Origin of the sequence: Nonomuraea glycinis (assembly GCF_035920485.1) — a bacterium.
Lineage (GTDB): Bacteria > Actinomycetota > Actinomycetes > Streptosporangiales > Streptosporangiaceae > Nonomuraea > Nonomuraea glycinis.
Map to the genome: position 1 here is coordinate 1,535,077 of NZ_CP109166.1, position 25,665 is coordinate 1,560,741.

Here is a 25,665-nt window from a genome sequence, read left to right on the forward strand (position 1 = left end):
AAAATGTCGATCCGACGGGTAGCGCCTCTCCTGGTCTTCTGCGGCCTCGCATCCATAACGGTGGCCTGCACCGCCGCGCCTCCAGCCGTTCCGGTGGCGGAGCCCCGAGGCGCTACCTCGTCGGCCGCTCCGGCCGAAACCACGACGGCCGCGCCGGCGCCCGAACCTCAGCGGCTCCGTGTGCCGGGCATGGAAGCCGGCACGAAAAGCATCCTCAAGGCAGGACCGAGGACCGGCTCCATGGTCGTCGGGGAGATCCCACCCGGCAAGAAGGAACTGTGGGTCCTGTTCCGGTGCCGAGGTCAGGGCCAGGCAGAGATCATTCTGGAGCCGGACGTCACCATGCCCTTCACCTGTCTCGACGACGTGATCAGTCCGATCATGAACCGCCTCGATCTCGGTGCGAGGAAAACTCTGACGGTACAGATCCAGGCTCCCGATTCGGTCGAGTGGGCCCTTCGCGTCACTAGTTGAGCTTGCTCGGGGTGCGGGGGCGGTTCCACCAGAGGGAGAGGGACAGGGCCGTGGCGATGAGGACGGCGCCACCGGCGGCGAAGGCGGCGGCCGTGTCGACGCGTTGCTGGATGACGGTGAAGGTGCCGGGGAGGGAGTCGAGGGCGCGTTCGAGCTGGTCGGCGTTCTCCGCGCGGTGGTAGGCGCCGCCGGTGGTCTGGGCGATCTGCTTGAGCGCGGGCTCGTCGATCAGGCGGATGTTGCGGCCGCTGTCGAATCCGCCGCGCCCGCCGAAGCCGCCGCCCCAGCCGCCGTCGAACTGGGAGTTTTCGCAGACCATGGGGGCCGGGGTCCTGGTGCCGAAGCCGATGGTGAAGACGCGGACGCGGCGCAGGGCCGCCTCCTTGGCGGCGGTCTGCGGATCGGTGCCCTGGGTGTTGGCGCCGTCGGTGAGCACGACGATCGCGGCGGCGGCGTAGCCTTCGCCGCCGCTGGGGTCCGCCCCTGTGGCGGCGACCGACGGGTCGACCTCCGCGATCGCGTCGATCGAGGTGAGCACGGCCTGCCCGATCGCGGTGCCGCGGGCCACGCCGAGGCCGTCCAGCGCCTCGATCAGTGAGTCGGTGTCGTCGGTGGGCGGGACGAGCAGGCCCGCGCTGCCCGCGAAGGTGACCAGGCCGATGCGCGGCCCGCCCCGCTGCGACTCGATGAACTCCGCGGCGGCCTTCCTCGCGGCGGTGATGCGGTTGGGGTCGACGTCCGTGGAGCACATGGAGCCGGAGGTGTCGAGCGCGAGCAGGATCGTCGCCGACGTCTGCGGCACCGGCACCGACGCCTGCGGACGCGCCGCGCCGACCGCGAGCAGCGCCAGTCCGGCGATGAACAGGGCCGCGGGGATCTTCCGCGTCCAGCGCGTACGGCCGGGCAGGGCGGTGCGTACGAGCGCGATCGAGGTGACGCGGACGGCGGCTCGCCGGCGGCGGCGGCGTGCCCACGCGCGGATGGCGAAGATGAGCGGGATGATCAGGAGGGACAGCAGCGCCCACGGCCATGAGAACGTCATTCAGATCACCCGTCCAGACCGGAGCACGGTGCGCGCGGCTCCTGCGGTGAGCAGCGCGAGGGCGAGGCCGATCAGCCCGCCGGCGAGGGGCAGCGGCTCGTCGGAGACGGTGAGCCGCAACTCGATCGTGTCGGCGATCCCGTCGAGCCGTGCGGTGTCGGAGGCGGGGTGGTAGGCGCCGCCGGTGGTCTGCGCGATCGCGGTGAGGGTGCTCTCGTCGAGCGAGGTCTGCAGGTGGTAGCCGTCGACCTTCACCGTCGCCCCGGCCGTGGTGCCGACCCCGACGGTGTGGATGTGCACGTTAGCCCGCTGGGCCACGGCGGCGGCCTGTTCGACGTCCGGGCCCTGGTTCTGGCCGTCGGAGAACATCACGATCGTCGCCGACGGCCAGTAGCCGATGTCGGGCGCGGTTCCGTCGCGGCCGATGGCCACCTGCTTGCCGGTGATCGCCGACAGCGAGGCCGTGATGGCCGTGCCGAGTGAGGTGCCGCCGGTGAGCTTCAGCCGGTCGATGGCCTTGAGCGCCACGGAATGGTCGGCGTCGGGCCGGGCCGTGGTGAGCGCGCCCCGTTCGAACGCGACGACGCCGATGTCGACGCTGTCGGGCTGCGCCGCCACGAACGCGCGGGCCGCCCGCTGCGCGCCCGCCAGCCGGGTGGGCGCGACGTCGTCGGCGCCCATGCTGTTGGACACGTCGAGGGCGAGGATGACGGTGCCCGCGGTCCGCGGGACCGGCACCATGGCCGCCGGGCCGGCGGTGGCGACCGAGAGCACCCCGACGCCGGCGATCGTCAGGCCGATGCCGAGGTAGGCCCGGCCGCCGCCCGGCACGGCGACCCCGGCCGCGGCCAGCGCGGCCGTCCGGCGGCGCGCCGAGACGACGGCCGCCCAGGCGAGCGCCACCGTGACCAGCAGCCCGACGGCCAGCAGCAGCGGGGAGGACAGGGTCATGAGGCCTCCCCGATCGACCTCGGCAGGGTGGTCATGGGGCCCCCTGGTCGGCCTCGACAAGGGCGGTCATGAGGATCGGTCCCGGGTTCGGGCGACGACCTCGACGAGCGCCTCGGCCAGGTCGCGGTCGGTGTCGACGCGGTGGACGGGCACCCCGGCCCGGCGCATGCCCGCCGCGAGCCGGGCGTCGCGGGCGTCGACGGCGGCGCGGAAGCGTACCCGTAACAGCGGGTCGGCGGAGTCGACGACGAGTTGCTCGCCAGTCTCGGCGTCCTCGACCACGATCAGCCCGGCTTCGGGCAGCACGTCGTCGGCGGTGTCCACGATCCGCAGGGCGACCACCTCGTGCCGCCGGGCCAGGCGCTGCAGCGAGCGTTCCCAGTCGCCGTCGCCGATGAAGTCCGACAGCACGACGACGAGGGCGCGGCGGCGCGCGAGCCGGCCGGCCGCGTCGAGCATCTCCGCCAGGTCGGTGGTGACGCCGCCGCCCCGCACCCCAGTGGTGCGCGCCAGCTCGGCGCCGATCCGCAGCGCGTGCCGCCGAGAGGTGCCGGGCGGCACGACGCGCGGCTTCCCGGTGTCGAACAGCAGGGCGCCGACGCGGTTGCCGCCCCGGCCGAACAGCCGGGCCAGGACGAGCGCGAGCTCGGCGAGCACGTCGTGCTTGCCGCGACCCGGCCGCCCGGCCGCCATCGACGCCGACCGGTCGAGCACGAGCCACACCGTCAGCTCGCGGTCCTCGGTGAACACGCGCAGGTGCGGCTCGTCCAGCCGGGCGGTCACGTTCCAGTCGATGTGCCGGGCGTCGTCGCCGTCGCTGTAGGCGCGCAACCCGGTGAAGTCGATCCCGGAGCCGCGGTGCGCGGTGCGGTGCATGCCCTGGAGCCGGCCGTCGAGCCTGCGGACGACCTTCCACTCCAGGCGGAGCAGGAGCTTCTCGGCGGCGGTGGCCATGGCTCAGCGGTTCTGCAGGACGACGTCGGGCGCCCGGACGGCCCCGAGCACCCTGGTGATGATCGTGTCGGCGTCGACGTCGTCCGCGAGGGCCTCGTACGACAGCACGAGGCGGTGGCGCAGCACGTCGAGCGCGAGCTCGGACAGGTCGTGCGGCAGGACGTAGTCGCGGCCGCGCAGGAACGCCAGCGCCCGGCCGCCCGTGACGAGCGCGATGGACGCCCGCGGGCTCGCCCCATAGGTGACGTACGGTTCCAGCTCGCCGAGCCCGGCCGTCGCGGGCGAACGCGTCACGCCGACCAGGCGTACCGCGTAGTCGACGATCGCCGGATCGACGTACACCTCCTGAGCGCGGGCGCGCATCGCGATCAGCTCCTCGGCCGTCACCATCGGCTGCGGCGGCTCCGGCGGGCGCAGCGCCCGGTCGACGATCGCCTGCTCCTCGGCCCGCGTCGGATAGTCGACGACCACCTTCATCATGAAACGGTCGACCTGCGCCTCGGGCAGCGGGTAGGTGCCCTCCGACTCGATCGGGTTCTCCGTCGCCATGACCAGGAACGGCTCGGGCACCCGGAACGTCTCACGGCCGATCGTCACCTGATGCTCCTGCATCACCTCCAGCAGGGCGCTCTGCACCTTGGCGGGGGCGCGGTTGATCTCGTCGGCCAGCAGCAGGTTCGCGAACACCGGGCCGAGCTCGGTACGGAACTCGCCGGAGTGCTGGTGGTAGACCCGTGTGCCCACGAGGTCGGCGGGCACCAGGTCAGGGGTGAACTGGACGCGCTGGAAACTCCCGGCGATCGCGGCGGCCAGCGACCGCACCGCCAGCGTCTTGGCCAGGCCCGGCACCCCCTCGACGAGCAGGTGGCCGTCGGCGATCAGCGCGACGGCCATGCGCTCCAGCAGGACGTCCTGCCCGACGATCGTGCGTTTGACCTCGAACAGCACCTGTTCGAGCGGATGGGCCGACTCAGGGGACTTGGTCATGGAGGTCCTTTTCCATCAGATCTGCGGCCCGTCGCCCGGCGGGCCGTCGCCTTCGGTGCCCAGGGCCACGCCGATCGGCACCGCGAACGCGATGCCGGCGAACGCCTCATCGCCTCCCGGATCGGCGATCGAGACGACGATCCCGATGACCAGGCCGCGAGCGTCCAGAAGCGGACCGCCGGAGCTGCCCGGGTTGACGGAGGCGTCGAACTGGATGAGCCCGCTGAGGTCGCCGTCCATGGCGCTCCGGTTCAGGCCCGACACGACGCCGGTGGAGACGCTGTAGGCCAAGCCGAGCGGATTGCCGATCGCCACGACGGGCGCGCCGACGGCCGCGCCGCCGCCGAGCGTCGCCGGGACGACGATCTCCGGCAGCTTGGCGGGCTTGAGCGCCGCGATGTCGCGCTTGGGGTTCGTCGACACGACGTCGGCCTTCGCCTTGGTGCCGTCGGCGAACGTCAGCTTGACGTCCTTCGCGCCTTTCACGACGTGGTACGCCGTCAGAATCGTCCCGTCGTCGGCCGCGATCACCCCGGTGCCGAGCGACTTCCCGGCCTGGATGACCACCACCGACGGCCCGACCCTCCTGAAGACGTCGGGCACCGTGAGCGTCGCACTGGGCGTCGGCGTCGCACTCGGCCTGGACGCGGCCTCCTCGCCGCTCCCGCCGCTGCTTCCCAGCCAGTACGCCAGCAGCGCCACGACGACAAGGGCACCGCCCCCGGCGACGAACCACCGAGCCCTCCCGGCCACGGCTCCCTGAGCCTCGGCCGCGTCGGCCGCCTGCGGCGCGCGCTCCATTGCCCCATCGTCATAAATTTCAGTTGAAAGTGCTACAAAATCCGCCTGAGAACTCCATGAGAACCGATCCTCGCGGCCGGCGGAGATCGCGTGGTGCGGCTCCTAGTGGGCGGTGGAGAAAGTCCAGCGTTTGTTGGTGTCGTTGACCGCGAGCTCGGCGGGCGTGAGGTCGATGTGGACCGGAATGCCGGGTCTGCCGCCGACCTTGACCAGGAACTTGCCCCGCCCCGGGGGCTCGCCGTCGTGGTCGCGGGCGCTGTCCCAGCTGGGTGGGGTGGACCAGTCCACGATCATGCGCTGCTCGCGGGCGGACATCCGTACGACCTGGGTGAGTGAGGCCATCTCGGCCTTGGGCAGCCCACCACAGATGATCATGCCGGCCCGTTCGGCGAACCCTCGCGCCTTCACCCGGTCGGCCTCGTCCGTCAGGGCGAGCAGATCGCTCATGGTGTGAGTGATCATCGCCTGGCCCACGCCTCGCTGCCTGTTCAGGCGGGTGAGCGCGTCGACCCGGTCGACCAGGCCGCGCCCGGCCCGCAGCACCCGCCACAACTCGTCCAGCACCACCCAGAAGCGTCGTTGTGGCGCCAGGTGGGCGTCGGCCAGGGCGTGCGCGGCCTCGATCGCGCCGAACCCCTCCGACCAGCAGGCCAGCAGCACCGCCGCCTGCAGCTCCTGGTCGGCTTCGTCGATGCTGGAGATGTCGATGCAGGATCCGGCCGGGGTGTCCAACCGGATCGGGGTGGTGGTGGGCCGGGCGAAGACATCGCCGAGCGGCCCGTCCAGCAGCCCGAGGAGGGAGGCGTGCAGGGGGTCGACCACCCGCCGGTAACGTTCGTCGCTGCCGCGGGCCAGGGTGACCGCGCGCACCGGGTCGGGGCCGACGTCGATGACGTCGATCAGGTCCGGCAGGATCGGCACGCCGTGGTGGCGCTCGTCCAGCACCCGCAGCGCCGCCGACAGCACGGTGCGTTCGGTGTCGGCCACGGGGCCACCGCGCACGACAGTGATCAGGGCGGCGACCGCGTTGAGGCGGCGACCGTGCGCGTCGGCCAGCAGCCGCTCGCGATCCAGGCCGGACAGCCGGGCCGCGGCGGCGCCGATCTCACCGGGATCCAGCACGTTGAGTGCGCCGAGTCCGCGGCCGAGCTTGATGATCTGCCCGCCCATGGCGGCGATCAGATCGGCGTAGTCGGGCTTGAGGTCGCCGAGGACCAGCGGGATCACGCCGTAGCCGGCCAGGCCGACGACCTGGCGGCGCACCAGGGTGGACTTGCCCAGCCCGGGCTTGCCGAGCACGAGCTCGGACGGGTTGTGGACCAGCCCGGCGCGGGCGAACCAGGAGATCGGGTCGCAGCACAAGGTCGCGCCGCCGGTCAGCTCCCGCCCGAGTGGCACGCCGATCGTCGGGGTGCCGGATCCGACCCCGAACGGCCACAACCCGCACACCTGGACGGTGGTGCCACGCCATTCCGGCGGCGCCTCCACGTAGGGCACCCGGCCGCCGCCGCGCCCGCCGTACCCGCGTGCGCCGGGCCGCCGGACGGAGGCCGAGGGGATGCGACTCGTACCTGGCATGATCGTTCTCTCCCGACCGAGGTCTCCTCCGCGAGCAGACCTCAAGAAGTTGCGCTGGAACCCTGCCCGCCGAGCCGGACGGCGTCAGATCGCCTCCCGGACGAACGCGGGGATCTGCAGGTGGTCGGGCAGGACCAGGCCGATGGGCAACGCGGCGGCGAAGGCGGCGGCTTGGGCGCCGTACATGCGGCGCAGCCGGATCCGCGCCGACGGAGCGAGGATGTCGATCGCGGCGGCGGCCGCGGGCAGGTCCTCCGGCTGTGGGACGGTGACGGTGACGAGCATGGCGAAGCGCACCAGGCCCGCCCCCTTGGCCTCCTCGCGGGCGCTCTGGTCGGCGGCGGCCACCGCGACGGTGTCGCGGGCGGCGGCGTTGGCGCCGCCGAGCCGGAAGCGGGCGTCCTTGCGGTCGCGCTCGACCAGCCGGGCGGCGCCGGCCGGATCGTACGGCCGGTACAGCAGGCAGACGCGCTTGCGGACGATGTCGCGGTGCGGTGCGAGCAGGTCGGTGAGCACCGGGGAGAGGACCTCGCCCCTGGGGGCTTCGCTCATCCCCCAGGTGACGGAGATCCCGGAGTCGTGCCGGTAGTGGTCCCAGGCCTCCTGGGCGGCGGCCGGGCCGATCTGGTCCCAGGACTGGAGGAGCGGCGCACCGCCCGAGCGGGCCGCGTCCAGCGGTTCGTGACTGGCCGGGTCGTAGGCGATCCGGATCGTCTCGGCGATGTCCGCGCTGGTCAGAGGCCGGACGGCGCCGGCGCCGGTCATGCTGAGCCCGGCGGTCAGGCCGGGCAGGCGGGTGGCGATCTCGCCGATCATGGCGTCGGTGGTGCGCCGGCGGCCGGAACCGCGCGGGGCGGCGGCGTAGGTGACGGCGATCCGGGTGCGGACCTGCGCCGATCCGGCGGGGTAAGTGCGGACGACGTCGTTCAGGACGGCCACCGCCAGGTCCGGCGCGTCGGGCGAGAGGTTGTCCGCGACCTCACGCCGCAGCCGGGTGCCGAGGTCGGGCGCGGTCTCGACGGTGATGGCGACCGCCACGAGGGACGGTTCGTAGGCGAGGCCGGCCAGCCATTGGCCCCAGTGCGCCACCCAGGTGTCGATCTGGTCGCCATCGACCAGCGCGGCCCCGTCCGCGGCGGCCTCGAACACCGCGGTGTAGTGACCGGTCGTCGGCACCACGATCAGGCCGAAGTCGCGGTCGCAGGAGTCGGTGGCGTCCACGACCTGCGAGCAGGCCGCCAGGCCGGGCAACTGGAAGGCGCCGGCGTGGGTGGAACCGAGCGGCCCGGACCGGTACAGGCGCCGGCCACGGCCGCTCAGCCAGGCCAGGCGGGCGGTCGCGATCTGCAGGCCGGTACGGCCATGCCGATCGCGCACCAGCAGCATCGGCCCCAGCACGCAAGCGATGACCGCCGCAAGGATGAGCGCGGCCCACAGCGAGACCATCATGGTGATCACGCAGGCGACCAGGCCCCCCAGGAGCAGCAGGGTGCCCATCAGGCCCAGCGCGCCGATGCCGGGACTGGTGGGGCGGCGCCAGTTGCCGTACGTGCGCTCGGAGTCAGTGATCGCCATCCGGTCCTCCTCCTTGTGCGGGTGGCTGGGTGTTGTCGGCGACGCGACGGCGGGGCGCGCCCGCCTCGGTGGCCACGGCCGCCCTCGGGGTCGTCGGCGGGCCCGCGGTGCACGCGCCGCGCGGCCCGGCGGGGCTGCCCGCCCTGCCCGCGTCCGCGCTGGAGGAGGTGGGGCCGTTCCTGCTGAGCATGGGCAGGGCACGGGCGCCGGTCGCGACGCCCGTACAGGGCATGGCGGCGGCAGCGCCGCCGGAGTGGACCGCGCCGACCGCCGGGGCCAGCAGCCGCAGCAGCGCGGGCAACGTGATGATCGCCAGGGCGATCATCACGAGGCCGGACAGCTGTGCCAGCTCGGCGGACGCGGTGCCCATCATCAGGAACGCGTAGCTGTAGACCGTCGCGGCGGCGGGCTTGTACAGAGCGAAGGCGAGCCCCCAGACCGTGATCCGGGTGAACCACACGCGCCCGGCCTGGCTGCCGCTCAGCGCCGCCGCCATCGGCAACATCCCGGTCAGCAGCCCGAGCAGGGCGACGCGCGCCAGCATCAGCATGATCTGCAGGACGCAGGAGACGATCGAGACGAACGCCAGGATGATCATCAGGCCGGGGGGCAGCGTCAGGCTCTCGAAGCTGGCCAGCCGGGTGATGGCGCCGGCGAAGTCGTCATAGCCGAGCGCCTGAGTGATGATCCAGGTGGAGTAGGCGTCCCCGGTCTGGACCAGCAGCGACATCACCGCCGCCCCGCAGCCGGTGACCACCGTCAGGGTCACCAGCCCGGCGGCGGCCTGCATCGCGGGCTCGGCCCGCCGCCGCAGTGCCAGCCGGCCCGCGGCGAGAATCAGCCCCAGCACGGCCAGCAGCGCGACATACCAGTGCGTACGCTCCTGCAGCCAGGCCACGGGGCCGACGCTGTCGGACAGGGTCGGTGTCGGTGTCGTCGTCCAGAAGCCGGCCATCATGGCCAGGACCTTGATCTGCGCCTCCTGCAGCGCCGCGGCGAGCTCGCTGATCACGCCGGTGTCACCGGCGGTGACGTTGCCGATTCCCGCGCAGATCGCGTCGGTGCCCGGCAGGTCGCACAGGCCCGGCCTGGACGGGCCCGGGGTGAGCGCCGGCAGGGCGGCCGTCATGGATCTCACCGCGATCACACCCCGGCCCAGGGGACGAACCCGGTCAGCGAGCTCACCGCCTGCAGGCTCGGGCTGATCGAGCCGCCCGGCTGCAGCAGGAGCCGCCAGTCGTCGCCGCTCCACACCACGGTGACGGTGTTGACCTGCAACTGCCCCGTGGCCGCGAACCGGGAGACCAGTTGCACCGTGGCCACCTGAGGGGTGTAGGAGGCGAATCCGAACGCGGCCAGTTGCCCGTAGCCGCCGGCGTCCCGGCCGGCGCCGGCGCGTATCCGGGCCCGCTGAGCGACGTAGGCGTCCCGGCCGGGGCCGGGCATCACCTGGAGTTCGACGACGCGCCGCCAGTCGTCGGCCAGGACGAACCTCGTGGCGATCTGCCAGGCGGCGATCAGCGCGCCGGTCGGCGTGTGGGCGAAGCAGCGGTCCACGTCCGCCTGTCTGCGGTGCGGACCGTGCTCGGGCGAGGTGGGTTGTGCGACGCCGTGGAACAGCGTCCACGTCACGCCCGCGGGCGGCCGCGCGGGCAGCGCTCGGGTGAGCGCCCTGGGGGTGGCCGGGCACTGGTCCGGGCCTGGGGCAGGCGGTGCGGACGGCGGGGCGTCCGCCGGGGCGGATGCCGCCGACCCGGCCGACCCGGCCGACTCGGCCGACGCCGCCGGCGGCCCGGTCGGGCGGGCCGGAGCGGGAGGCAGTGATCGGCCGGGGGTCGAGTCGCGGCCGGGCAGCACGAACACGACCACGGCCAGGGCCGCCGGCAGGGCCACGAGCACGACGGCGGCCCAGAGCGCCGCGCCGCGCGAGGACGCCGGGGTGGCGGGATCGGACGCCGCGGGGCGTCGGCTGGTCAGCATCATGGCAGCAGGGCGCCCACCAGGCTGGAGGCCGACCCGAGGAGCACGCAGGCGGCCATCACCCACGCCAGCCCGACCGCGTGCCGGCCGCCCTCGCCACGGTGGTGCACCAGGGCCATCCGGGCGGCCACCCCCATCACCCCGGCCACGCACACCCCGGTCACGATCCACGCCGCCCAGCCCAGCGCCGTCAGCAGCTTCTCCGATCCGGGTGGCGGTGTCCCCATGCCCGGGTCCGGCACCATCGTCGCGACGCCGGCGAGCAGAAACGGATCAGACAGTAGATGCGTCACGAAGGTCCTCCGGTGTGATCAGACCGGTTAAAGAAAATGACCAAGCCTGCCTTATGTTTTTCCGAAACTGGCGCGCCCGAGCGGTCGACTGGCTGAATAATCTGTTGCGCGAGCCGCTGACCAGGTAAAACCTTACTGCACGGGAACATGCGTGGCCGCTAGCGACACCATTCTCGATGCGGCTTCGCCTGTGGCCGAAAGCGGCGGATCAGCGCCGGCGACTCCCGGCGTAGTGAAAAGACAGTTCCAGAAGAAAAGGGATGTTAAGGCGCGTTCGCGATGAATAACGGTGGAAAAATCGCCATTACGGCGACGGCCGCATTCCTGGCCCTTCTGCTCGGCTTGGTGGTGGTTCTGGGCGATGGCTCGCCGGGATCGGGCCCGGCGGTCTCGCTGCGTCCCGGCAGCGTCCCCGCCGCCTACCGGGCGTGGATCAGCCGGGCCGGCCGGCTGTGCCCGAAGGTCAGCCCGCCGCTCATCGCCGCTCAACTGGAGGCCGAGAGCGACTGGCGGCCCACGGCCCGGTCCAGTGTGGGGGCGCGGGGCATGGCCCAGTTCATGCCCGCCACCTGGGCGAGCTACGGCCGGGACGCCGACGGCGACGGCGTGGCCAGCCCCGATGACCCCGAGGACGCGATCATGGCCATGGCGCGGTACGACTGCACCCTGGCCCGCACCACCGCCCGGGTGCCCGGGGACTCGACCGCCCACATGCTCGCCGCCTACAACGCCGGCCCGGAAGCGGTCCTGCGCCACCAGGGCATCCCGCAATATCCGGAAACGCAGGACTACGTCCGCCGTGTCCTCGCCCGCGTCGCGCACTTCACCGACACCTCACTCGCCGAGATCGGCGCCACCCGGTTCGGCGGCGTCGTGGTGACCGCCGCGCAGCGCTGGCTGGGCACCCCCTACGCCTGGGGCGGGGGCGGCCCCAACGGCCCCACCCCGGGCATCGGCAGAGCCGCCGGCATCGTCGGCTTCGACTGCAGCGGCCTGGTCCTTCATGCCGTCTGGGCCGCTTCCGGCGGCCGGGTCCAACTCCCCCACCTGGCCGCCGTCCAGGCGACCGAGTACGGCACCCCGATCCCCCGCGACCAGTTGCTGCCCGGCGACGTCATCGGCATCGACCACCGCAACGGCCGGGGCATCAGCCACATCGTCATCTACGTCGGCGGTGGTCAGGTCATCCATGCCCCGCACGCCGGCGACGTCGTCCGCATCGCCCCGCTGGACGCCTTCACCTCTGCCGACTGGACCATCCGGAGGTACGCATGAACCCGCGTGCCCGCACCGCCGCCCAGGCCGTCGTCACTGCCGCTGCCCTCGCACTCACCGGATGCGTCGCGGCCGATCCCGAGCCGGTCGCATCCGCCCCCGCACCCGACGTGACCTCCTGGCAGCCCTCGGTCACGCCCACCACCGCTTCCCCGGCCCCTTCCCCTACCTCTGCCTCTCCGCCTGCCTCCGCTCCTGCTCCTGCCTCCGCTCCTGCTCCCTCCCGTGCTCCCGCCCCCGGGAAGATCGACCAGCGCGATGCCGACGCCGTCAGCGCCGCCGTCCTGACCACGATGTGGCGTATCGACACCACCACCGACCGCGATCAACGCGACGCTGTCCTGCGCGCCGCGGGCTGGCTGAGCCCGGCCTATCTGGCGGACCTGCGGGCCGGCTCACAGGTCGGTACGGACGCCGCCTGGACCGGTTGGGCCGCGCACCGCGCGCGTACCGAACCCTCCCTCATCGCCGGCCGTGACCAGCGTCAGCCCGATACCGCGACCCACGCCGACCGGCAGTGGCGGCTCACCGTCACCCCGATCGGCGCCGACGGCTGGCGTGGCCGGCCACTCACCATGACCGGGTTCGTCGCCCTGCAGCGCGACCGCCGCAGCGCCCCTTGGCGAGTCGTCGCCGTCACCTTGCGCTGACACCGCGAAAGGGCGCCGTGGCCGGTCGGCCACGGCGCCCTTTCCGGCGCGGGCCTCAGCCCTTCGCCACCTCCCCGACGTCGAGCCGCCTGTCGGCCCTGGACGGCATCGGCTGCAGCGTCTCGACGGTGAGGTTGTACTCCCCGACCATCGCGACCTTGGTGAACGCCTGATAAGTGCCGGGTCGCCCGGGCACCTCGGTCATGGTGATGGGCCCTTGCCGATGGGCCATCGGCATGGCGACCATGTCCGTCCAGGCGACGACCTGCGCCTTGGTGATCGGATCGTAGGAGCCGGGCGCGCTCACCCGGGCCACGATCCGTACCTGCAGGTCACCGAGGTGCGTGGCGGTCACGTCGATCGACGCCGCAGGCGACCGCTCGCCCTTCGTCGCCCCCGCGGATCCCTGGTCCGCCACCGGTTGCCCGGCGACCGCCGGGCCCGCGGCCGTCGGCCGGGTGACGAGGAAGCCGATCACCCCGATGCCCAGGGCCAACGTCATGCCGACGCAGACCCCGAGCACCAGGCCCTGGCCGAGTGGGCTCAGCCCGGTGGATGTCGCCGGACGGCGCCGGTCGGGCCTGGCCTGCCGGCGTGCCGGTACGGGCTTGCCGAGCGTCTCGTCCGACCCCTTGACCCTGCTCTTCAGGCTCATCGCGACCTCCTTCGCTGGCTACCCTGATCCGCCGCGTCGGGCAGCCACCCGTGCGGGTCCGGCGCGTCGGCGGGCCTGGGGCCCGGTCTGCGCACCGCGTCATCGCGCAGCGGGATCAGGTCCGGCCGCAGGCCGAAGTGCACCCGGAACAACCCCCACTGTCCACCGGGGAGATGACGGGGCAGGGTGTTGGAGTGGTAGAGGTAGTCCCCCGGCGCGGCGCGGAACCCGCCGGCCCCACCGCCCGACCTCGGGTCCGCGACGAAGTCGTGGACCACGCCCGGCACGATGTTGAAGACGGTCCCCGGGTTGAACTGACCCTGGGTCGCCGCGATCTGGGACTGCGGGTCATCGGGTGAACGGCGCCAGGTGTGGCCGTGCAGGGCGAAGCTCGTGGAGCGTGGGTCGCCCACGGCCTGCCCGACCCGGAAGACCGTCTTGTCGCCGGTGTACGCCTGGAACACCGGCGTCGACGGGTCACCGTGCACGGCGGAGCTGAAGATGTCAGTGATGTTCTGGTTCTGGGCGAACCGGTGTGACCAGGGTTCGTTGGTGTAGTTGACGGAGTACTCCCCCATGTCCTCCGGGTCGTCGGCCTGCCGGCTCGGCGTGAGCACCAGGTCGAAGTTGTCCGGCACGAAGTGGTCGTCCTTCGGATTGCCGTTCCTGTCCTTGTAGAACAGCGACAGGTCGCTGTTCATCAAGATGACGTTCTCCCGGAAGTCCTGCTCCATCGGATGGATGATCACCGCCGCGGTGCCACTGGCCAGCGGCCGGCCGGTCACCGGGTTCAGGTACTCCGAGCCGGGCTTCTCGATGATCAGCGCCCCGTACAAACCGTGATGCAGGTGGTTCTGCACGTCGGCGTGATCCCGCAGCAGCGCCATGCCCGTCAGGTCCGTGGGCACCTGCCAGTGGTACCGCGTGCTGTGTCCGGGCGCCACCGCCTCGGGTGGCGCCCCCGGGATGAGTTGCGCGCTGATCGACGCCTTCGCGCTCACCGGGAAGGGCTCGAAGCCCGGGACGTTGTTCTCGTGTTTGGGTGGCCGGTCGATGCACTGCGGGAAGCGCACTTCGTTCTCCTTGAACCCGAGTTGCCCCGGTTCCAGCGCTTCGTGGCAGTGCGGCTTCATCTTCTTCGGATCGAGCTTGTTGGTGAAGTTGACCGTCACGCAGTCACCCGAGTTCACCCGGATCACCAGGGGCTCCGGCTGTTTGCCACCGGTCCGCAGCGCGTGCTCATCGGCGGCCAGCGCGTACATCAAGCCGTTCGGATCATGGTCGCCGAATTTGTTGTAAGTGATGTCCTTGTTCATGGCGATGATGTCGAAGGTTCGGTTCTCGCCGGTCGCGCAGAAGGGCGGGACGCTCGTCCGGCCGCGCTGACTCGTGAGCGACTGCGCGGCAGGCTCGGCGTACCTGTCGTTCACCCCACCCGCGCAGGCGCGGCGCGGGAAGTCCGGCAGCATGGGGATCCGCGTCTTTCCGGGTGACGTATCGACACAGGGGAAGAGCCGTAGCAGCCCCCAGGCCCCGAGGAACCAGTCATCGGCACCGGCGTAGTTGTACTGGTAGTCGACCTTCTTCGTCTCCGGTGCGACCGGCACCGGATCGTCCGACGCGAGAGACACGTCGAAGTATTCGAGCATGCCTATGTGCTGCGCCCCGACGACGTTCGATCCGGGATCTCGTGGCTCGAACTTCCACCGGAACTGATCGAGGTTGAATCCGTGTGACTCCTCCTGCGAGAGCTGGAAGAGCCGGAACTTCACCGGATCACCCCGGTACGCCTTGAGGAGCGGGGTGAACGGATCCCCATGGACCGCCGAGTTGAACAGCTTCGACGGGTCGGCGTTCCTGCGGGCCTCGAACGGCTCCAGCCGGTAGTTGATCCCCATGCCGCCCTGGTCGTCGTTGCTCGACGGGAACTTGGCCGGGAAGATCGGCACCCCGAACTTGGTGGCGAACTTGTCGTCGGTGCGCTTCCTGGGGTCGTTCGGCTGGAACAGCGGCACATGGTCCTCGACGAAGAGCGAGAAGTTGCGATAGTCCCGGCCGTCGGTGCGCTGACCGTTGTGGTCGACCGTCGGCTCGCAGTGCAGGTCGAAGACGGTCCCGATCGGCGCCCGCCGCCAGGTTGCCGAGCTGCTCTTCTTCGGCAGCACCGGCACGCACCCGGCCGGGTGGATGGTGGCGCCGCCGAACATCCCGTTCTTCTGATGGACGTTCGGGAAGAAGTGGTCGTGGAACGAGTTCGCCGTGGTGTTCTCATGAACGAAATCGCGATAGGTGATCGTCTGGCCGATGTCGGCGCCCTGGTCGTAGTTCCAGCCGTTGGCGGCTCCATCGGACGTCAGCACGTCGAAGTAGACCATGTGCTGGTGGATGCCGACCTCGTTGGTCACCTGCAGGCGGTCGAAGACGGTGCCGCCGAACTTACGAGGCAACTCGTTGGTCAGTTTGTAGACCACGCAGTCGCCGACGTTCAGGATGGGCGCGAACGGTTCCGGTTTACGGCCGTTTCGCACCGCCTGTTTGTCGGACTGCAGAACGTAGACCCGCGCCTGTGGATTGTTCCACTTCAGCTTCGGGTTGTACTCCTGCCGGATCTGGATGGCCGCGACCTTGTACGTCTTGGTGGGGCTGCCGACCGGGCACGGGTCCTGGAAGAAGCCTCCGGGCACTCGTGCGCCCGGGTCGGCCGCCGCCTTCTCCAGTGCGGTCGGCGGGAAGACGCCGCCTGCCGCTCGGCTGGAGACCCCGAGCGGCGGCTTCGGCGCCTTGAAACCGAACGTCCCCGGGATGAAGAACGGAAAGCCCGGAGTGGCCGTCCTGGGCGAGGGTGGTGGGTTGATGCCGGGGACGTCCGGCCGATAGTCGTGGTCCTCCAGCGGCTCCAGCGCCGGCACGGGCGTCCCGTCCGGGTTCTTCCGCGTCCCGTCCTCAAGCTTGTCCATCGTGCGGTTGAGGCCCCACATGCCGGCGAAGAAGTGCGGATAGAGGTGGCAGTGGAAGATGACGTCACCGAAGGTCGCCGGTTTGCCGGCACCCGCCGACCCCGCACCCCCCTGAAGGACCAGGCCGTAATGACTGCCTGGGGAGACCGACTGCACGTCGAGGGGGTTGGTCGTCGACGTCACATGGGTGGGCTTGCTGATCTCGTCCATGCCCCCCTCGTCCGCCGGGTCGAACATCCAGCGGTTGACGTGCCAGTGGAAGGTATGCGTCTCGGACTCCGCGGGGTGCAGCAGACGGACCTGGGTCGGCTCACCGCGGTAGTTCGCGATCACCGAATCCCCGCCGCCCGGATCGCCGTACACCCACGAGGAGAGTGCCGTCTCCTCGCCGACGCAGGCTTCGGCGGCGAATCCCTGAGCGGCGCGCCGCGCTGCCGCACACCCCACCTCCTCGCGGTTGGCCCCGAGCTCGGAGCGGTAGTTGAAGGCGAACCACTCGAGCTTCTCCGGCACCTCGCCATTCACCAGGGCGTCCGCGTCACCGCCGCCGAGGGCGGGCAGCGTGCCCTTGGTCAGCAGCCTGAGCTGGGCCTTCGTGGGGCGCACACACTCGCTGGTGGGCGGCTGCGGCGCCTCGCCCTCGGTGCGGCAGAACCGGGTCAGAATGCCCGGCTCCGCTTCCACCTCGTCGTGCATGAACAGCACGTGCTCCCGGAAATCCACGCCGTCCGGCCGCTTGATGATGGCCCGGGTCCCGTACGGCAGCGGCCCACCGGTGCCGGCGTCCACCCAGGTCGCCCCGGGCGGCTCGATGACGAACGCGCCGAAGGCGCCGAAGGAGTGTGAGCCGATGAAGCGGACCTTGCCGGCGGCGTCCACCGGCCGGGTCTGGTGGGAGGTGTAGTCCGCTCCGTCCTTGAACTGGAACTCCCCCTCGGCATGGGCGTGCAGGCGATAGGTGATCGTCTCGCCGGGCCGGGCGGTGGAGTCGGGATTGCGGCCGGCGACGGTGCCGTCCGAGGTCCTGACGTCGTAGTTGAGGCCGTCGAAGTGCATGGAGGCGTTCGGGGCCGTCCGCGGGTCGAAGTCGTTGTCCGGAACGGTGGCGGCCGGCGCGAACTGGCGCGGCTTGGGGGTCACCGTGCCGGGCGCCTTCACGATCTCGCCCGGCAGCGCGAAGATCGCGGCGTTGCGTATCTCCTTGTTCAGCGGCGGCGCCGGCTCGTTGAGCCGGTTGGTGAACCGCACCACGACGCACGCGCCCCGGTTGGCCCGCAGGACCAGCGGCTCGATCAACTCCTTCTCGTTCACCTTGGCCGGGTTGGCGGCCTGCGTGTAACCGGCGCGCACCGCCTTGATGTTCTCGTCGAGGACGTACATGCGCCCCTCGGGCACCACGTCACCGAACCGGTTGAGGAACAGCGGCACGTTGATCAGGGAGACGTCGAACCTCTCGGCCGGCCTCCCGGCGCACGGGTTCGCCGTCGGCGAACTGGGGAGCCTCTCGGCGATCGCGTGGCTCATCAGCCACATCGACCCGCCGGAGACGGCTATCCAGAGGCAGGCCCCGACGGCCAGCAGCGATCTGAGGACCCAGGAGCGGCTGCGCGACCGGCGCAACAGCAAAACCGTCATGATGACAGCGACAAGGAGCAGCGGAACGAAATCAGCGTGCGGCGCGGACAAGCATCCTCCTACCGAATGACCATCACCTGGTCGGCCCCCGGGCTGCTCTGACGAGATCGCGACCAGAGGGGATGGTCATTCAGCGCGTGATCGCCCCGAGAATTCCGATCACACGGCTGCCGTATCTGCAGGTCAGGCTACGGTTCGGTGCTCCCGATCCGGGACAGACTCACCGAGACCACACCGAAGACCGTCGCCGGTTTACCAGTTGGCTCCCCCGGCTTGGTCGCCTCCACTTCCGGGTGGGTTACTCACCGGCGTGGGCGAGGGCCGAGGGGGTCAGCCGGCCGACGATGGCCGGGGCCTCGTGGATGAGGGCGTCGTTCTCCACCGCCTCGACCATGAAGCGGGCGAAGTCCACGCGACGGGTCAGGTTGCTCGCCAGGACGGGGTCGCCCACGTGCCGGCTCCACACCGGCAGGCCCTGGCTGTCGCCCTCCTCCAGGTCGCTGCCGCGCACGACCGTCCAGCCGGCGTCGCTGGCGAAGACCCTCCGGCAGGCTTCCACCTGGTCGTCGATGTCCACGAGGCGGGCGAGCTTCGCCAGCCGCCCGAAAACGGTGGCGAACACCTTGAACGTCCAGGTGTACGCATCCTGCCCGTCGCGGGTGATGTGCCAGCCGCAGGAGAACACCAGCCGGGCGTCCGGGCGCGCGTGGTCGAGCACGGCCTGGGCCGTACCGGAGGCGTAGTGACGCACTCCCCAGGGCACCAGCACCGTGAGCACGGCGTCGCACCCGTGCACCGCCCGGGCGATGACCGCGCGGTCGTCGGTCGCTCCGGGGAACACCGTGATGCGTCCCTCGAACTCGGCGAGCTTGGCCACGCTCTTCTCCCGGCAGACCCCCACGACCTCGTACCCGCGCTCCAGTGCGTGCCGCACCATGTAACGGCCGAGCTTCCCGGACGCGCCGACGACGCACATCCTCTTCCCCGCGCCCGGCAGTGGGGCTCCGTCCGACCTGATGGGTTCCACAACCGTCTCCTCTGCTCGCCCCATCTCCGCCCTTACACTGTTAGGCGGAGTCTAACGCTGTTAGAGTCCCCCTAACGGTGTACGGTTGTCAAGCCGTTCAAGCAGCAGTGCAGGTGGGAGGGTTTCGTGGCCACATCCGGTACGCCCGCGCCCCGCCGCACCTCGCTCAGCAGGGAGACGGCGCTGCGCACGGCGGTCGAGATGGCGGACGAGGCCGGCACCGAGGTGCCGAGCATGCGCGGACTCGCCGAGCGGCTCGGGGTCGAGGCCGCGTCGCTCTACCACCACTTCCGCAACAAGGACGTGATCCTCGACGGCATGGTCGACCTCGTCTTCGGGGAGATCGAGCTGCCGCCGGACGACGCCGACTGGCGGGAAGCGATGCGACGGCGGGCCGTCTCGATGCACGACGCACTGGTCCGCCACCCGTGGGCGATCGGGCTGATGGACTCACGGACGAACCCCGACCAGGCCAAGGCGACTCTCCGCCACCACAACGCCGTCATCGGCTGCCTGCGGGCGGGCGGCTTCTCGATCACCGGCGCGGCACACGCGTTCTCGGTGCTGGACAGCTACATCTACGGGTTCACGCTCCAGGAGCTGAGCCTGCCCTTCCAGTCGTCCGCCGAGCTGGAGGACGTGGCGGGCTCGCTCCTGCAGGAGTTGCCCGACGACGAGTTCCCGCACCTCACCGAGATGATCGTCGACCGCGCCCTGAGACCTGGGTACGCCTACACCGACGAGTTCGACGTCGGCCTCGACCTGATCCTCGACGGCCTGCACCGACACCGCGACCGCTGGCCGTGACCCGGCCTACGCCGTGCCTGGGTTCGTACGTGGGGTGACCAGGCCTGATTCGTAGGCCAGGACCACGAGTTGGGCGCGGTCGCGGGCGTGGAGCTTGGCCATGGCTCGGTTGATGTGGGTTTTCGCGGTCATCGGGCTGATCAGCAAGCGGTCCGCGATCTGGTCGTTGGACAGGCCCTGCGCGACCAGGGCGACGGCCTCGCGTTCGCGGTTGGTCAGTTGGCCCAGTGCCTCGGCGGTGCCGGTGGTGAGCGGCTGGGTGACGTACCTGCTGATGAGCTTGCGGGTGATCGACGGGGCGAGCAGCGCGTCACCGCGCGCGGCGACACGTACGGCGTGCAGCAGGTCCTCCGGCACGATGTCCTTGACCAGGAAGCCGGCCGCGCCGGCGCGCAGGGCGTCGAAGACGTACTCGTCGAAGCCGTAGTTGGTCAGGATGACGACGTGCACCCCGGCCAGGGCCGGGTCGGCGGCGATGCGCCGGGTCGCCTCGATGCCGTCGACGACCGGCATCTGGACGTCGATGAGCGCGACATCGGGCAGATACCTCCTGGCCAGGGCCAGGGCCTCCACCCCGTCGCCGGCCTCGGCCACCACGTCGATGTCGTCTTCGAGGTCGAGAAGCGCGCGGAATCCGCTGCGAATGAGGGGCTGATCGTCGACCAGCAGAACACGGATCATGACGTCCGGTCCACCGGGAGTTCGGCCTGGACGGTGAAGCCGCCCTCGCCGCGCGGCTCCGCGCGTAGGTGGCCGCCGAGGGCCGTGACGCGTTCGCGCATCCCGAGCAGCCCGACGCCGGGCTCGGGGGCGGTGTCCGGGGCGGCCTTGCCGTCGTCGTCGATGCGGATCGCGAGGGTGTCCGGGCGGTAGTCGATCCGGACCGACGCGGTCGCGGTGGCGGCGTGCCGGGCGATGTTGGTGAGTGACTCCTGAACGATCCGGTAGACGGTCCGGCTGACCGCCGCCGGCACGTCGGGTCGTACCCCCTGGATCGTCAGCGTCGCGTCCAGGCCGATGGTACGGGCCCGTTCCACCAGCTCCGGGACGTGGTCGAGGCCGCGCGGCGGGGTCGTGTCGTCGTCCCGCAGCGCCTGCAGGGTCGCGCGCAGCTCCCGGCTGGCCTCGCGTCCGGCCTCCTGAATCGCCAGCAGGGCCTCGGGCACCTGTTCGCCACGCCTGCGGGCCACGTGGACGGCGACTTCGGCCTGCAGCTTGATGATCGAGATCTGGTGGGTGAGCGAATCGTGCAACTCCCGGGCGATGTGCAGCCGCTCCTCGTCGGCGCGGCGCCGCGCGGTCTCCTCCCGGGTGCGCTCGGCTTCCTCCGCCCGCCGCTCGGCCTGGCGCAGCGCCTCACCGGCGGCGCCGGCCGCGACCAGCCAGGCGATCTCCAGCGCGCCCCGGGACCGCGCGAACGCCTCGCCCGCGTCGTGCACGCCCGCGGCCAGGGCCGCGAGCGGGAGCGCGGCCAGCATCAGCACGCTCGCCGCCACCGTGATGACGCGGTGTCCCGCCCGTACGGCGGCGTACACCGCGAACAGGTACGCCACGGCGGGCACGTCGAAGCCGGCCGCCTGGTGACCCACGGCGCACAGCCCCGTGACGACCAGGACGGCGACCGGAGCCCGGCGGCGCGCGGCCAGCGCCAGGCCACCGGCCGCCAGCAGCGCGTAGCCCAACAGGTCGAGGTTCGTCGCGGAGCTCTGCCCGGACAGCCCGGTGACCAGCAGCGTCGCCGCCACGCAGACGGCGATCGCCCAGTCGACGACACCGGACCATCTTGAACTCATGCGCGCACCTTAACCGGATGTCCGCACGGGCGACTCCTGCGGACGGATGAACGGCCGACTACCGCACCCGCGGTACCTCCACCGATCCTGCGGCGTCCGCGGCAGCCGACTGCGACCTCGGCAGCACCTCGAATCACCTCCCTCCGCCCGACGACCGGCGATGGGTCCGACAGCCATGATCAGGCAACGTCCAGTCGCAGTCGCAGTCGCAGTCGCAAGAGGAGATCCTCATGGCAGTCAGACCCATGCTCGTCATGGCCGGAACCACCCTGGTCGGAGTCCTCGACCCTGTCGCACCGGCGGTCGCACAGATCCTGGCCCAGCCGGACCCCGCCACCGCTTACACCATGAGCGCCGGACGCCTCTGGTCCTTGGTGGCCGCGCTGCTGGGGCTGACCGGCGCGGTGATCGGCGGCCTGGCCCTGGCCCGCCCCACCGCCCGTATCGGCACCAGCAGATGGGGAGCCATCTGGGCCCTGCTGGCGGGGCTGACCGGCGCGGTCATCGGGGTCCTGGTCGTGGCCGCCGCCAAGGGCGGCCCCGGCACCGGCTACGGCATCGTCGGGGGCTACGTGGCCCTGGTGATCGGCCTCATCGCCATGACCCTCGGCGGACTGACCCTGGCCCGCCAGCGCCGCACCGGCTGACCGAACACGTCGTACAGGTGGGCGGCAAGCTCGCCGAATGTCGGCGCGACCAGACGTGGTCGTCCCAGCCCATCCAGCGCACCCCGGTGTTTTTGCACCATATAGGAAGCAAATATGCTATATGTCTAGTTTAGAATGCACTTGTGCACGATTGAGACAGATCCGATATCTGGTCATCCGACTGACCAGATATCGGCTCCGCCTGCAGGATGCTCGCAGACTGCATATCGGCCGAAAAGACACTCACCCAGTTCTCGCGGAATGCGAATAAGTATCTAAGCGAACCGCGATATGCTCGAGAGCGCGAAATATCCCTTTTGACCGGCACGCTCACGATCGAGCAAGCAGCCCGCTATGTGCTCCGTTCAGTATTTCCCAGAGATATCGAGCGGGCCGCATCTCCGCAGGTTGCGACGGTGATCTGAGCCACGTCTCGGTGATCTGGCCTGCGGACGATCCCGTCCAAAGGCAGGACATCCCATGGGGCCCCGACGTGACGGCAAGCTTCACTCGATGCTTCAATAGGCATGAAGATGAGCGGAGGTAGGGCGGTGAATCTAGACTTTTTGATCAAGCGAGGGCTGCCTCCTTGGCGCCCGCGCCCAGAAGTGTCCGATCTGGACGTATGGCATGAGTACGAGATCCCGCTAACGGGTACCTTCCATCTCAACGAAGATCTCATCCTCTTTAAGCAAGTAGCTGCTGCGACCGAAGAGCGAAGCGCGTGGGCATACGTGTGGATCAACCCGGACGATGTCGAGTCGGTAGAAAATGCAGTTTTTCCCTCGCTAGATGACATGGATGCGTTCGTCGAGGACAGATTCGCTGGTCGCGAGGTAGTGATCGCCCTTGCGGATGGAGACAAGCTTCTCGGCCTCTGGACGCGAGAGACCATCGATTCAGGTGGCCTGCCGCAGGCTCTTGAGGGTGCGCTCAACAAGGTGATCGAGAGTGTCGATCAGGTGGGTGAGCAGGAGCGTCGCATCCGGGCGAAGCTGGCAGGGGTTGAGGCGGCGACGGCGGAACTCGACCTGCTGTCGGCCTGAGACGGATCCAGGCCGCTGACACGGTCGAGTGGGCCCTTCGCGTCACTCGTTGACTTACGATCTCGGCATGGTGCTGCTGAACCGGGAGCCGGGGCTCAGTCGGCGGGTGGTGCTTCTGGCCGTCGGGGGGTTGCTCGCCGGTTGCTCTCAGCGGCCTGAGGTCGATCGGGTTCAGCTGCGGCTGGCCACCGGGCCGGCGGGGGCGGTCTATCGGCGTATCGGTGGGTCGCTGGCCGAGCACATCTCCGAGCAGGTGCCGGGGGCCGTGGTGACCACTGTGCCGAGCGGGGCGTCCACCGACAACATCCGGATGCTGCGGGCCGGCGAGGTGCACCTTGGGCTGACGAGCCTGGACGCGCTGATCACGACCGACGGCAGCGCGCCCGAGGGGCTCTCGGCGATCTGCCGGCTCTATGACAGTCACCTGCATCTTGTGGTGATGGCCGGGTCGGCGATCGAGGAGTTCCGGGACCTCAAGGGGAAACGCATCTCTCTCGGGGCCCGGGATTCGGGCACGGAGTTCACGTCACTGCGGGTTCTCGAGCTCGGCGGGCTGGACATCGACGGCCGGTATCTCAGCCAGGCCGAATCGGCGGCGGCGCTACGGGACGGGAAGATCGACGCGATGTTCTCGCTGACCGGTGTGCCGACACCCGCGATCACGGACCTGGCGCAGCGGCACCCGGTCCGGCTGATCTCGTTGGACGCGCAGGCGGACGGGCTGTTCACGGCGTTTCCGGGGCCGTACGCGCCGGCCATGATTCCGGCGACCGCCTATGCCGGGGTCGCGGCCGCCCGGACGGTGGCTGTGCCGAATGTGCTGCTGGCGCGTAATGACCTGCCGGATGATCTGGTGTACGCCATCACCGACACGATTTTCGCGCACACCGGTACGATCACCTCCGCCGGCCAGGACGACACCGGAGCCGAGGACGTTCCCGAAGCGTGGCGGATCAACGTGCGTACCGGGATCTCCACGGGAACGATCCCGCTGCATCCAGGCGCGGCCGCCTGGTTCCGCGACCGCAAGCGCTGACCCAAGCACTGATCGAAGCACAACCAGGTGCCTCAGACGGGCGAGGGAGTCGGAGAAGACGACGCCACCCGGGGGACCGCCGGTAACGCGACCACCGCGGCGAACCCGTACCCGGACCCGTCCGGGCGCGGCAACCCGTCCTCCAGCCGCAGCTCTCCCCCGGCCGCACCCACCAAATCCGCACAGATCGCCAGCCCCAGCCCGGTCCCCGGCACGTTCTGGTGCCGTGGCGACCGCCAGAACCGCCGTAACGCCTGAGCCCGCTCGGCGGTGTCGATCCCCTGACCGTCGTCCCGGACCGCGATCGTGACCACGGCTCCCGCCTCGAACGCGTCCCCATGCCCAGCGCCCGCACCACCGCGGACGATCCGGGCGGTCACCTCCACCACCCCCGCCCCGGACAGCCGCAACGCGTTGCTGATCAGCTCGTCCAGGATGCTCCCCAGCCCCCCGGTCGGCTCCAGCAACCGCAACCCCGGCGGCACGTCCACCGCCAGCGTCTGCCCCGCCGTGGCCGTCAGCGCCCGCCACCGGTCCGCCCGCGTCGCCAGCACCGCGTCAAGGTCCACCGGCGACGTCGTCCGGATGCTCTCCATCCGCGCGCTGGCCTGCAGCGAGTTCAGCAGCCGCTGCATCGCCTTCAGCTCGTCGACGGCGACCTCGTACATCTCCCGCCCGTCCCCGCGCAGGTGCGGATCCAGGCTCTCGACGGCGAGCCGGAGGCTGGTCAGCGGGTTGCGCAACTGGTGCGAGGCGTCCGACACGAACGCCCGCTGCCGCTGCACGGCGTTCTCCACCGCGTCCATCATGGTGTTGAACGACTCCGCCAGCCGCCGCAGCTCGACCGGGCCCGCCTCGGCGTCGGCCCGGATGGTGAGGTCGCCCTGGGAGATCCGCGAGCTGGCCGCGTCCAGTTCACGTACCGGCCGCAGCACCCATGCCGACACCGGCCAGGCGACGGCCACCAGCGCGATCAGCGGCAGCAGCCCGAGCCCGGCGAGCCAGGCCCAGCGCGCGAGGATGCGGTGGCGGGTCTTCGACAGGTCGGAGATCGTCACGACGGCGCCGACGACCTCGCTGTCCCGCCCCACCGGCTCGGCGACCACGAGGGCGGAGTCGTCCCACGGCGCCCAGTCCCCGGACGGTTCGGGCCGGGCGCCGGCCAGCGCCGCGGTCACGATCCGGGGCAGCGCCGGCTCGGTCCGCGCCGCCTCCTGGTAGGCGCCGCGCGGGCCGAGCAGCACCGTGCCCGACGTGTCGATCACCGCGACGGGGATGCCGTACAGCGAGTGGTAGCGCGCCAGCTCCTGCTGGAGCGCCTCACCGCGCCCGGTGGACAGCGCGGTCTCGGCCAGCGACGCGAACCGGCCGACGTCGTTGAGCTGGTCGACGTACGTCTGCTGCATCTCCTGCTCGGCCACGGTGACGCTGAGCGGGGCGCCGAGCGCCGCGACCAGCAGGATCGCGAAGGGCACCAGGACGAAGAGCAGGCGACGGTGCAC

Annotated in this window: 23 protein-coding genes; 7 read left to right on the forward strand and 16 right to left on the reverse strand. The window is 70.9% G+C overall.

The annotated features are described in order from the left end of the window. Positions 1-3 precede the first annotated feature (3 nt). Positions 4-474 (forward strand): hypothetical protein, encoded by a 471-nt coding sequence (locus OHA68_RS07085; RefSeq protein WP_327106872.1) that lies wholly within the window; start codon positions 4-6, stop codon positions 472-474. Here the strand turns inward: OHA68_RS07085 and OHA68_RS07090 are convergent. The 10 genes from OHA68_RS07090 to OHA68_RS07135 form a co-directional block, all read right to left on the reverse strand. Next, on the reverse strand, positions 467-1,516 hold the full coding sequence (locus tag OHA68_RS07090) for a VWA domain-containing protein (RefSeq protein ID WP_327106873.1): 1,050 nt from the start codon (positions 1,514-1,516) through the stop codon (positions 467-469). The genes OHA68_RS07085 and OHA68_RS07090 overlap by 8 nt on opposite strands. Further along, positions 1,517-2,467, reverse strand: a complete 951-nt coding sequence (locus OHA68_RS07095; protein ID WP_327106874.1) for a VWA domain-containing protein — start codon at positions 2,465-2,467, stop codon at positions 1,517-1,519. A gap of 66 nt (positions 2,468-2,533) precedes the next feature. Next, entirely contained in the window at positions 2,534-3,421 is an 888-nt protein-coding gene (locus OHA68_RS07100) for a DUF58 domain-containing protein (RefSeq protein WP_327106875.1), read from the reverse strand. A gap of 3 nt (positions 3,422-3,424) precedes the next feature. Further along, the gene (locus OHA68_RS07105) at positions 3,425-4,408 is read right to left on the reverse strand and encodes an AAA family ATPase (protein ID WP_327106876.1); all 984 of its coding nucleotides are present in this window, start codon (positions 4,406-4,408) and stop codon (positions 3,425-3,427) included. Between the two features lie 15 nt (positions 4,409-4,423). Beyond that, positions 4,424-5,209 (reverse strand): S1C family serine protease, encoded by a 786-nt coding sequence (locus tag OHA68_RS07110; RefSeq protein ID WP_327106877.1) that lies wholly within the window; start codon positions 5,207-5,209, stop codon positions 4,424-4,426. Between the two features lie 102 nt (positions 5,210-5,311). After that, positions 5,312-6,787 carry an ATP/GTP-binding protein gene (locus OHA68_RS07115; protein WP_327106878.1) on the reverse strand — a complete coding sequence of 492 codons (1,476 nt, stop codon included), beginning with the start codon at positions 6,785-6,787 and terminating at the stop codon, positions 5,312-5,314. Between the two features lie 84 nt (positions 6,788-6,871). Then, on the reverse strand, positions 6,872-8,362 hold the full coding sequence (locus tag OHA68_RS07120) for an SCO6880 family protein (protein WP_327106879.1): 1,491 nt from the start codon (positions 8,360-8,362) through the stop codon (positions 6,872-6,874). Beyond that, on the reverse strand, positions 8,349-9,500 hold the full coding sequence (locus OHA68_RS07125; protein WP_327106880.1) for a hypothetical protein: 1,152 nt from the start codon (positions 9,498-9,500) through the stop codon (positions 8,349-8,351). The genes OHA68_RS07120 and OHA68_RS07125 overlap by 14 nt, the downstream gene beginning before the upstream one ends. Before the next feature lie 5 nt (positions 9,501-9,505). Continuing rightward, positions 9,506-10,345 (reverse strand): hypothetical protein, encoded by an 840-nt coding sequence (locus tag OHA68_RS07130; protein WP_327106881.1) that lies wholly within the window; start codon positions 10,343-10,345, stop codon positions 9,506-9,508. Next, the gene (locus tag OHA68_RS07135) at positions 10,342-10,635 is read right to left on the reverse strand and encodes a hypothetical protein (protein ID WP_225277813.1); all 294 of its coding nucleotides are present in this window, start codon (positions 10,633-10,635) and stop codon (positions 10,342-10,344) included. The genes OHA68_RS07130 and OHA68_RS07135 overlap by 4 nt, the downstream gene beginning before the upstream one ends. 279 nt (positions 10,636-10,914) lie before the next feature. On the opposite strand from OHA68_RS07135, the gene OHA68_RS07140 reads away from it, so the two are divergent. Then, entirely contained in the window at positions 10,915-11,910 is a 996-nt protein-coding gene (locus OHA68_RS07140) for a C40 family peptidase (protein ID WP_327106882.1), read from the forward strand. Continuing rightward, the gene (locus tag OHA68_RS07145) at positions 11,907-12,560 is read left to right on the forward strand and encodes a hypothetical protein (protein ID WP_327106883.1); all 654 of its coding nucleotides are present in this window, start codon (positions 11,907-11,909) and stop codon (positions 12,558-12,560) included. The genes OHA68_RS07140 and OHA68_RS07145 overlap by 4 nt, the downstream gene beginning before the upstream one ends. Before the next feature lie 55 nt (positions 12,561-12,615). Here the strand turns inward: OHA68_RS07145 and OHA68_RS07150 are convergent, their stop codons facing one another. From OHA68_RS07150 to OHA68_RS07160, 3 genes are all read right to left on the reverse strand, one after another. Beyond that, positions 12,616-13,215: a FixH family protein gene (locus OHA68_RS07150; RefSeq protein ID WP_327106884.1), complete on the reverse strand. Its 600-nt coding sequence runs from the start codon at positions 13,213-13,215 to the stop codon at positions 12,616-12,618. After that, the gene (locus tag OHA68_RS07155) at positions 13,212-17,807 is read right to left on the reverse strand and encodes a hypothetical protein (RefSeq protein ID WP_327106885.1); all 4,596 of its coding nucleotides are present in this window, start codon (positions 17,805-17,807) and stop codon (positions 13,212-13,214) included. The genes OHA68_RS07150 and OHA68_RS07155 overlap by 4 nt, the downstream gene beginning before the upstream one ends. Before the next feature lie 298 nt (positions 17,808-18,105). Continuing rightward, positions 18,106-18,834 carry an NAD(P)-dependent oxidoreductase gene (locus OHA68_RS07160; RefSeq protein ID WP_327106886.1) on the reverse strand — a complete coding sequence of 243 codons (729 nt, stop codon included), beginning with the start codon at positions 18,832-18,834 and terminating at the stop codon, positions 18,106-18,108. 126 nt (positions 18,835-18,960) lie between these two features. Between OHA68_RS07160 and OHA68_RS07165 the strand changes: the two genes are divergently transcribed. Next, the gene (locus OHA68_RS07165) at positions 18,961-19,641 is read left to right on the forward strand and encodes a TetR/AcrR family transcriptional regulator (RefSeq protein WP_327106887.1); all 681 of its coding nucleotides are present in this window, start codon (positions 18,961-18,963) and stop codon (positions 19,639-19,641) included. 6 nt (positions 19,642-19,647) lie between these two features. Here the strand turns inward: OHA68_RS07165 and OHA68_RS07170 are convergent, their stop codons facing one another. Both OHA68_RS07170 and OHA68_RS07175 read right to left on the reverse strand, forming a co-directional pair. Then, positions 19,648-20,322 carry a response regulator transcription factor gene (locus OHA68_RS07170; RefSeq protein ID WP_327106888.1) on the reverse strand — a complete coding sequence of 225 codons (675 nt, stop codon included), beginning with the start codon at positions 20,320-20,322 and terminating at the stop codon, positions 19,648-19,650. Then, the gene (locus tag OHA68_RS07175) at positions 20,319-21,434 is read right to left on the reverse strand and encodes a sensor histidine kinase (protein ID WP_327106889.1); all 1,116 of its coding nucleotides are present in this window, start codon (positions 21,432-21,434) and stop codon (positions 20,319-20,321) included. Before OHA68_RS07175 ends, OHA68_RS07170 begins: the two co-directional genes overlap by 4 nt. A 230-nt stretch (positions 21,435-21,664) precedes the next feature. Here OHA68_RS07175 and OHA68_RS07180 point away from each other — a divergent pair, with 230 nt between their 5' ends. The 3 genes from OHA68_RS07180 to OHA68_RS07190 all read left to right on the forward strand — a co-directional run bounded on the left by OHA68_RS07180 (position 21,665) and on the right by OHA68_RS07190 (position 24,163). Then, positions 21,665-22,081, forward strand: coding sequence for a DUF6223 family protein (locus OHA68_RS07180; RefSeq protein WP_327106890.1), 417 nt, complete (start codon positions 21,665-21,667; stop codon positions 22,079-22,081). A gap of 608 nt (positions 22,082-22,689) precedes the next feature. Then, positions 22,690-23,127 carry a hypothetical protein gene (locus tag OHA68_RS07185; protein WP_327106891.1) on the forward strand — a complete coding sequence of 146 codons (438 nt, stop codon included), beginning with the start codon at positions 22,690-22,692 and terminating at the stop codon, positions 23,125-23,127. Positions 23,128-23,194: 67 nt separating this feature from the next. Next, complete coding sequence (locus OHA68_RS07190; RefSeq protein ID WP_327106892.1) at positions 23,195-24,163, forward strand: TAXI family TRAP transporter solute-binding subunit; 969 nt, start codon at positions 23,195-23,197, stop codon at positions 24,161-24,163. Positions 24,164-24,195: 32 nt separating this feature from the next. On the opposite strand, the gene OHA68_RS07195 is transcribed toward OHA68_RS07190, so the two are convergent. Continuing rightward, positions 24,196-25,665 (reverse strand): sensor histidine kinase, encoded by a 1,470-nt coding sequence (locus OHA68_RS07195; RefSeq protein WP_327106893.1) that lies wholly within the window; start codon positions 25,663-25,665, stop codon positions 24,196-24,198.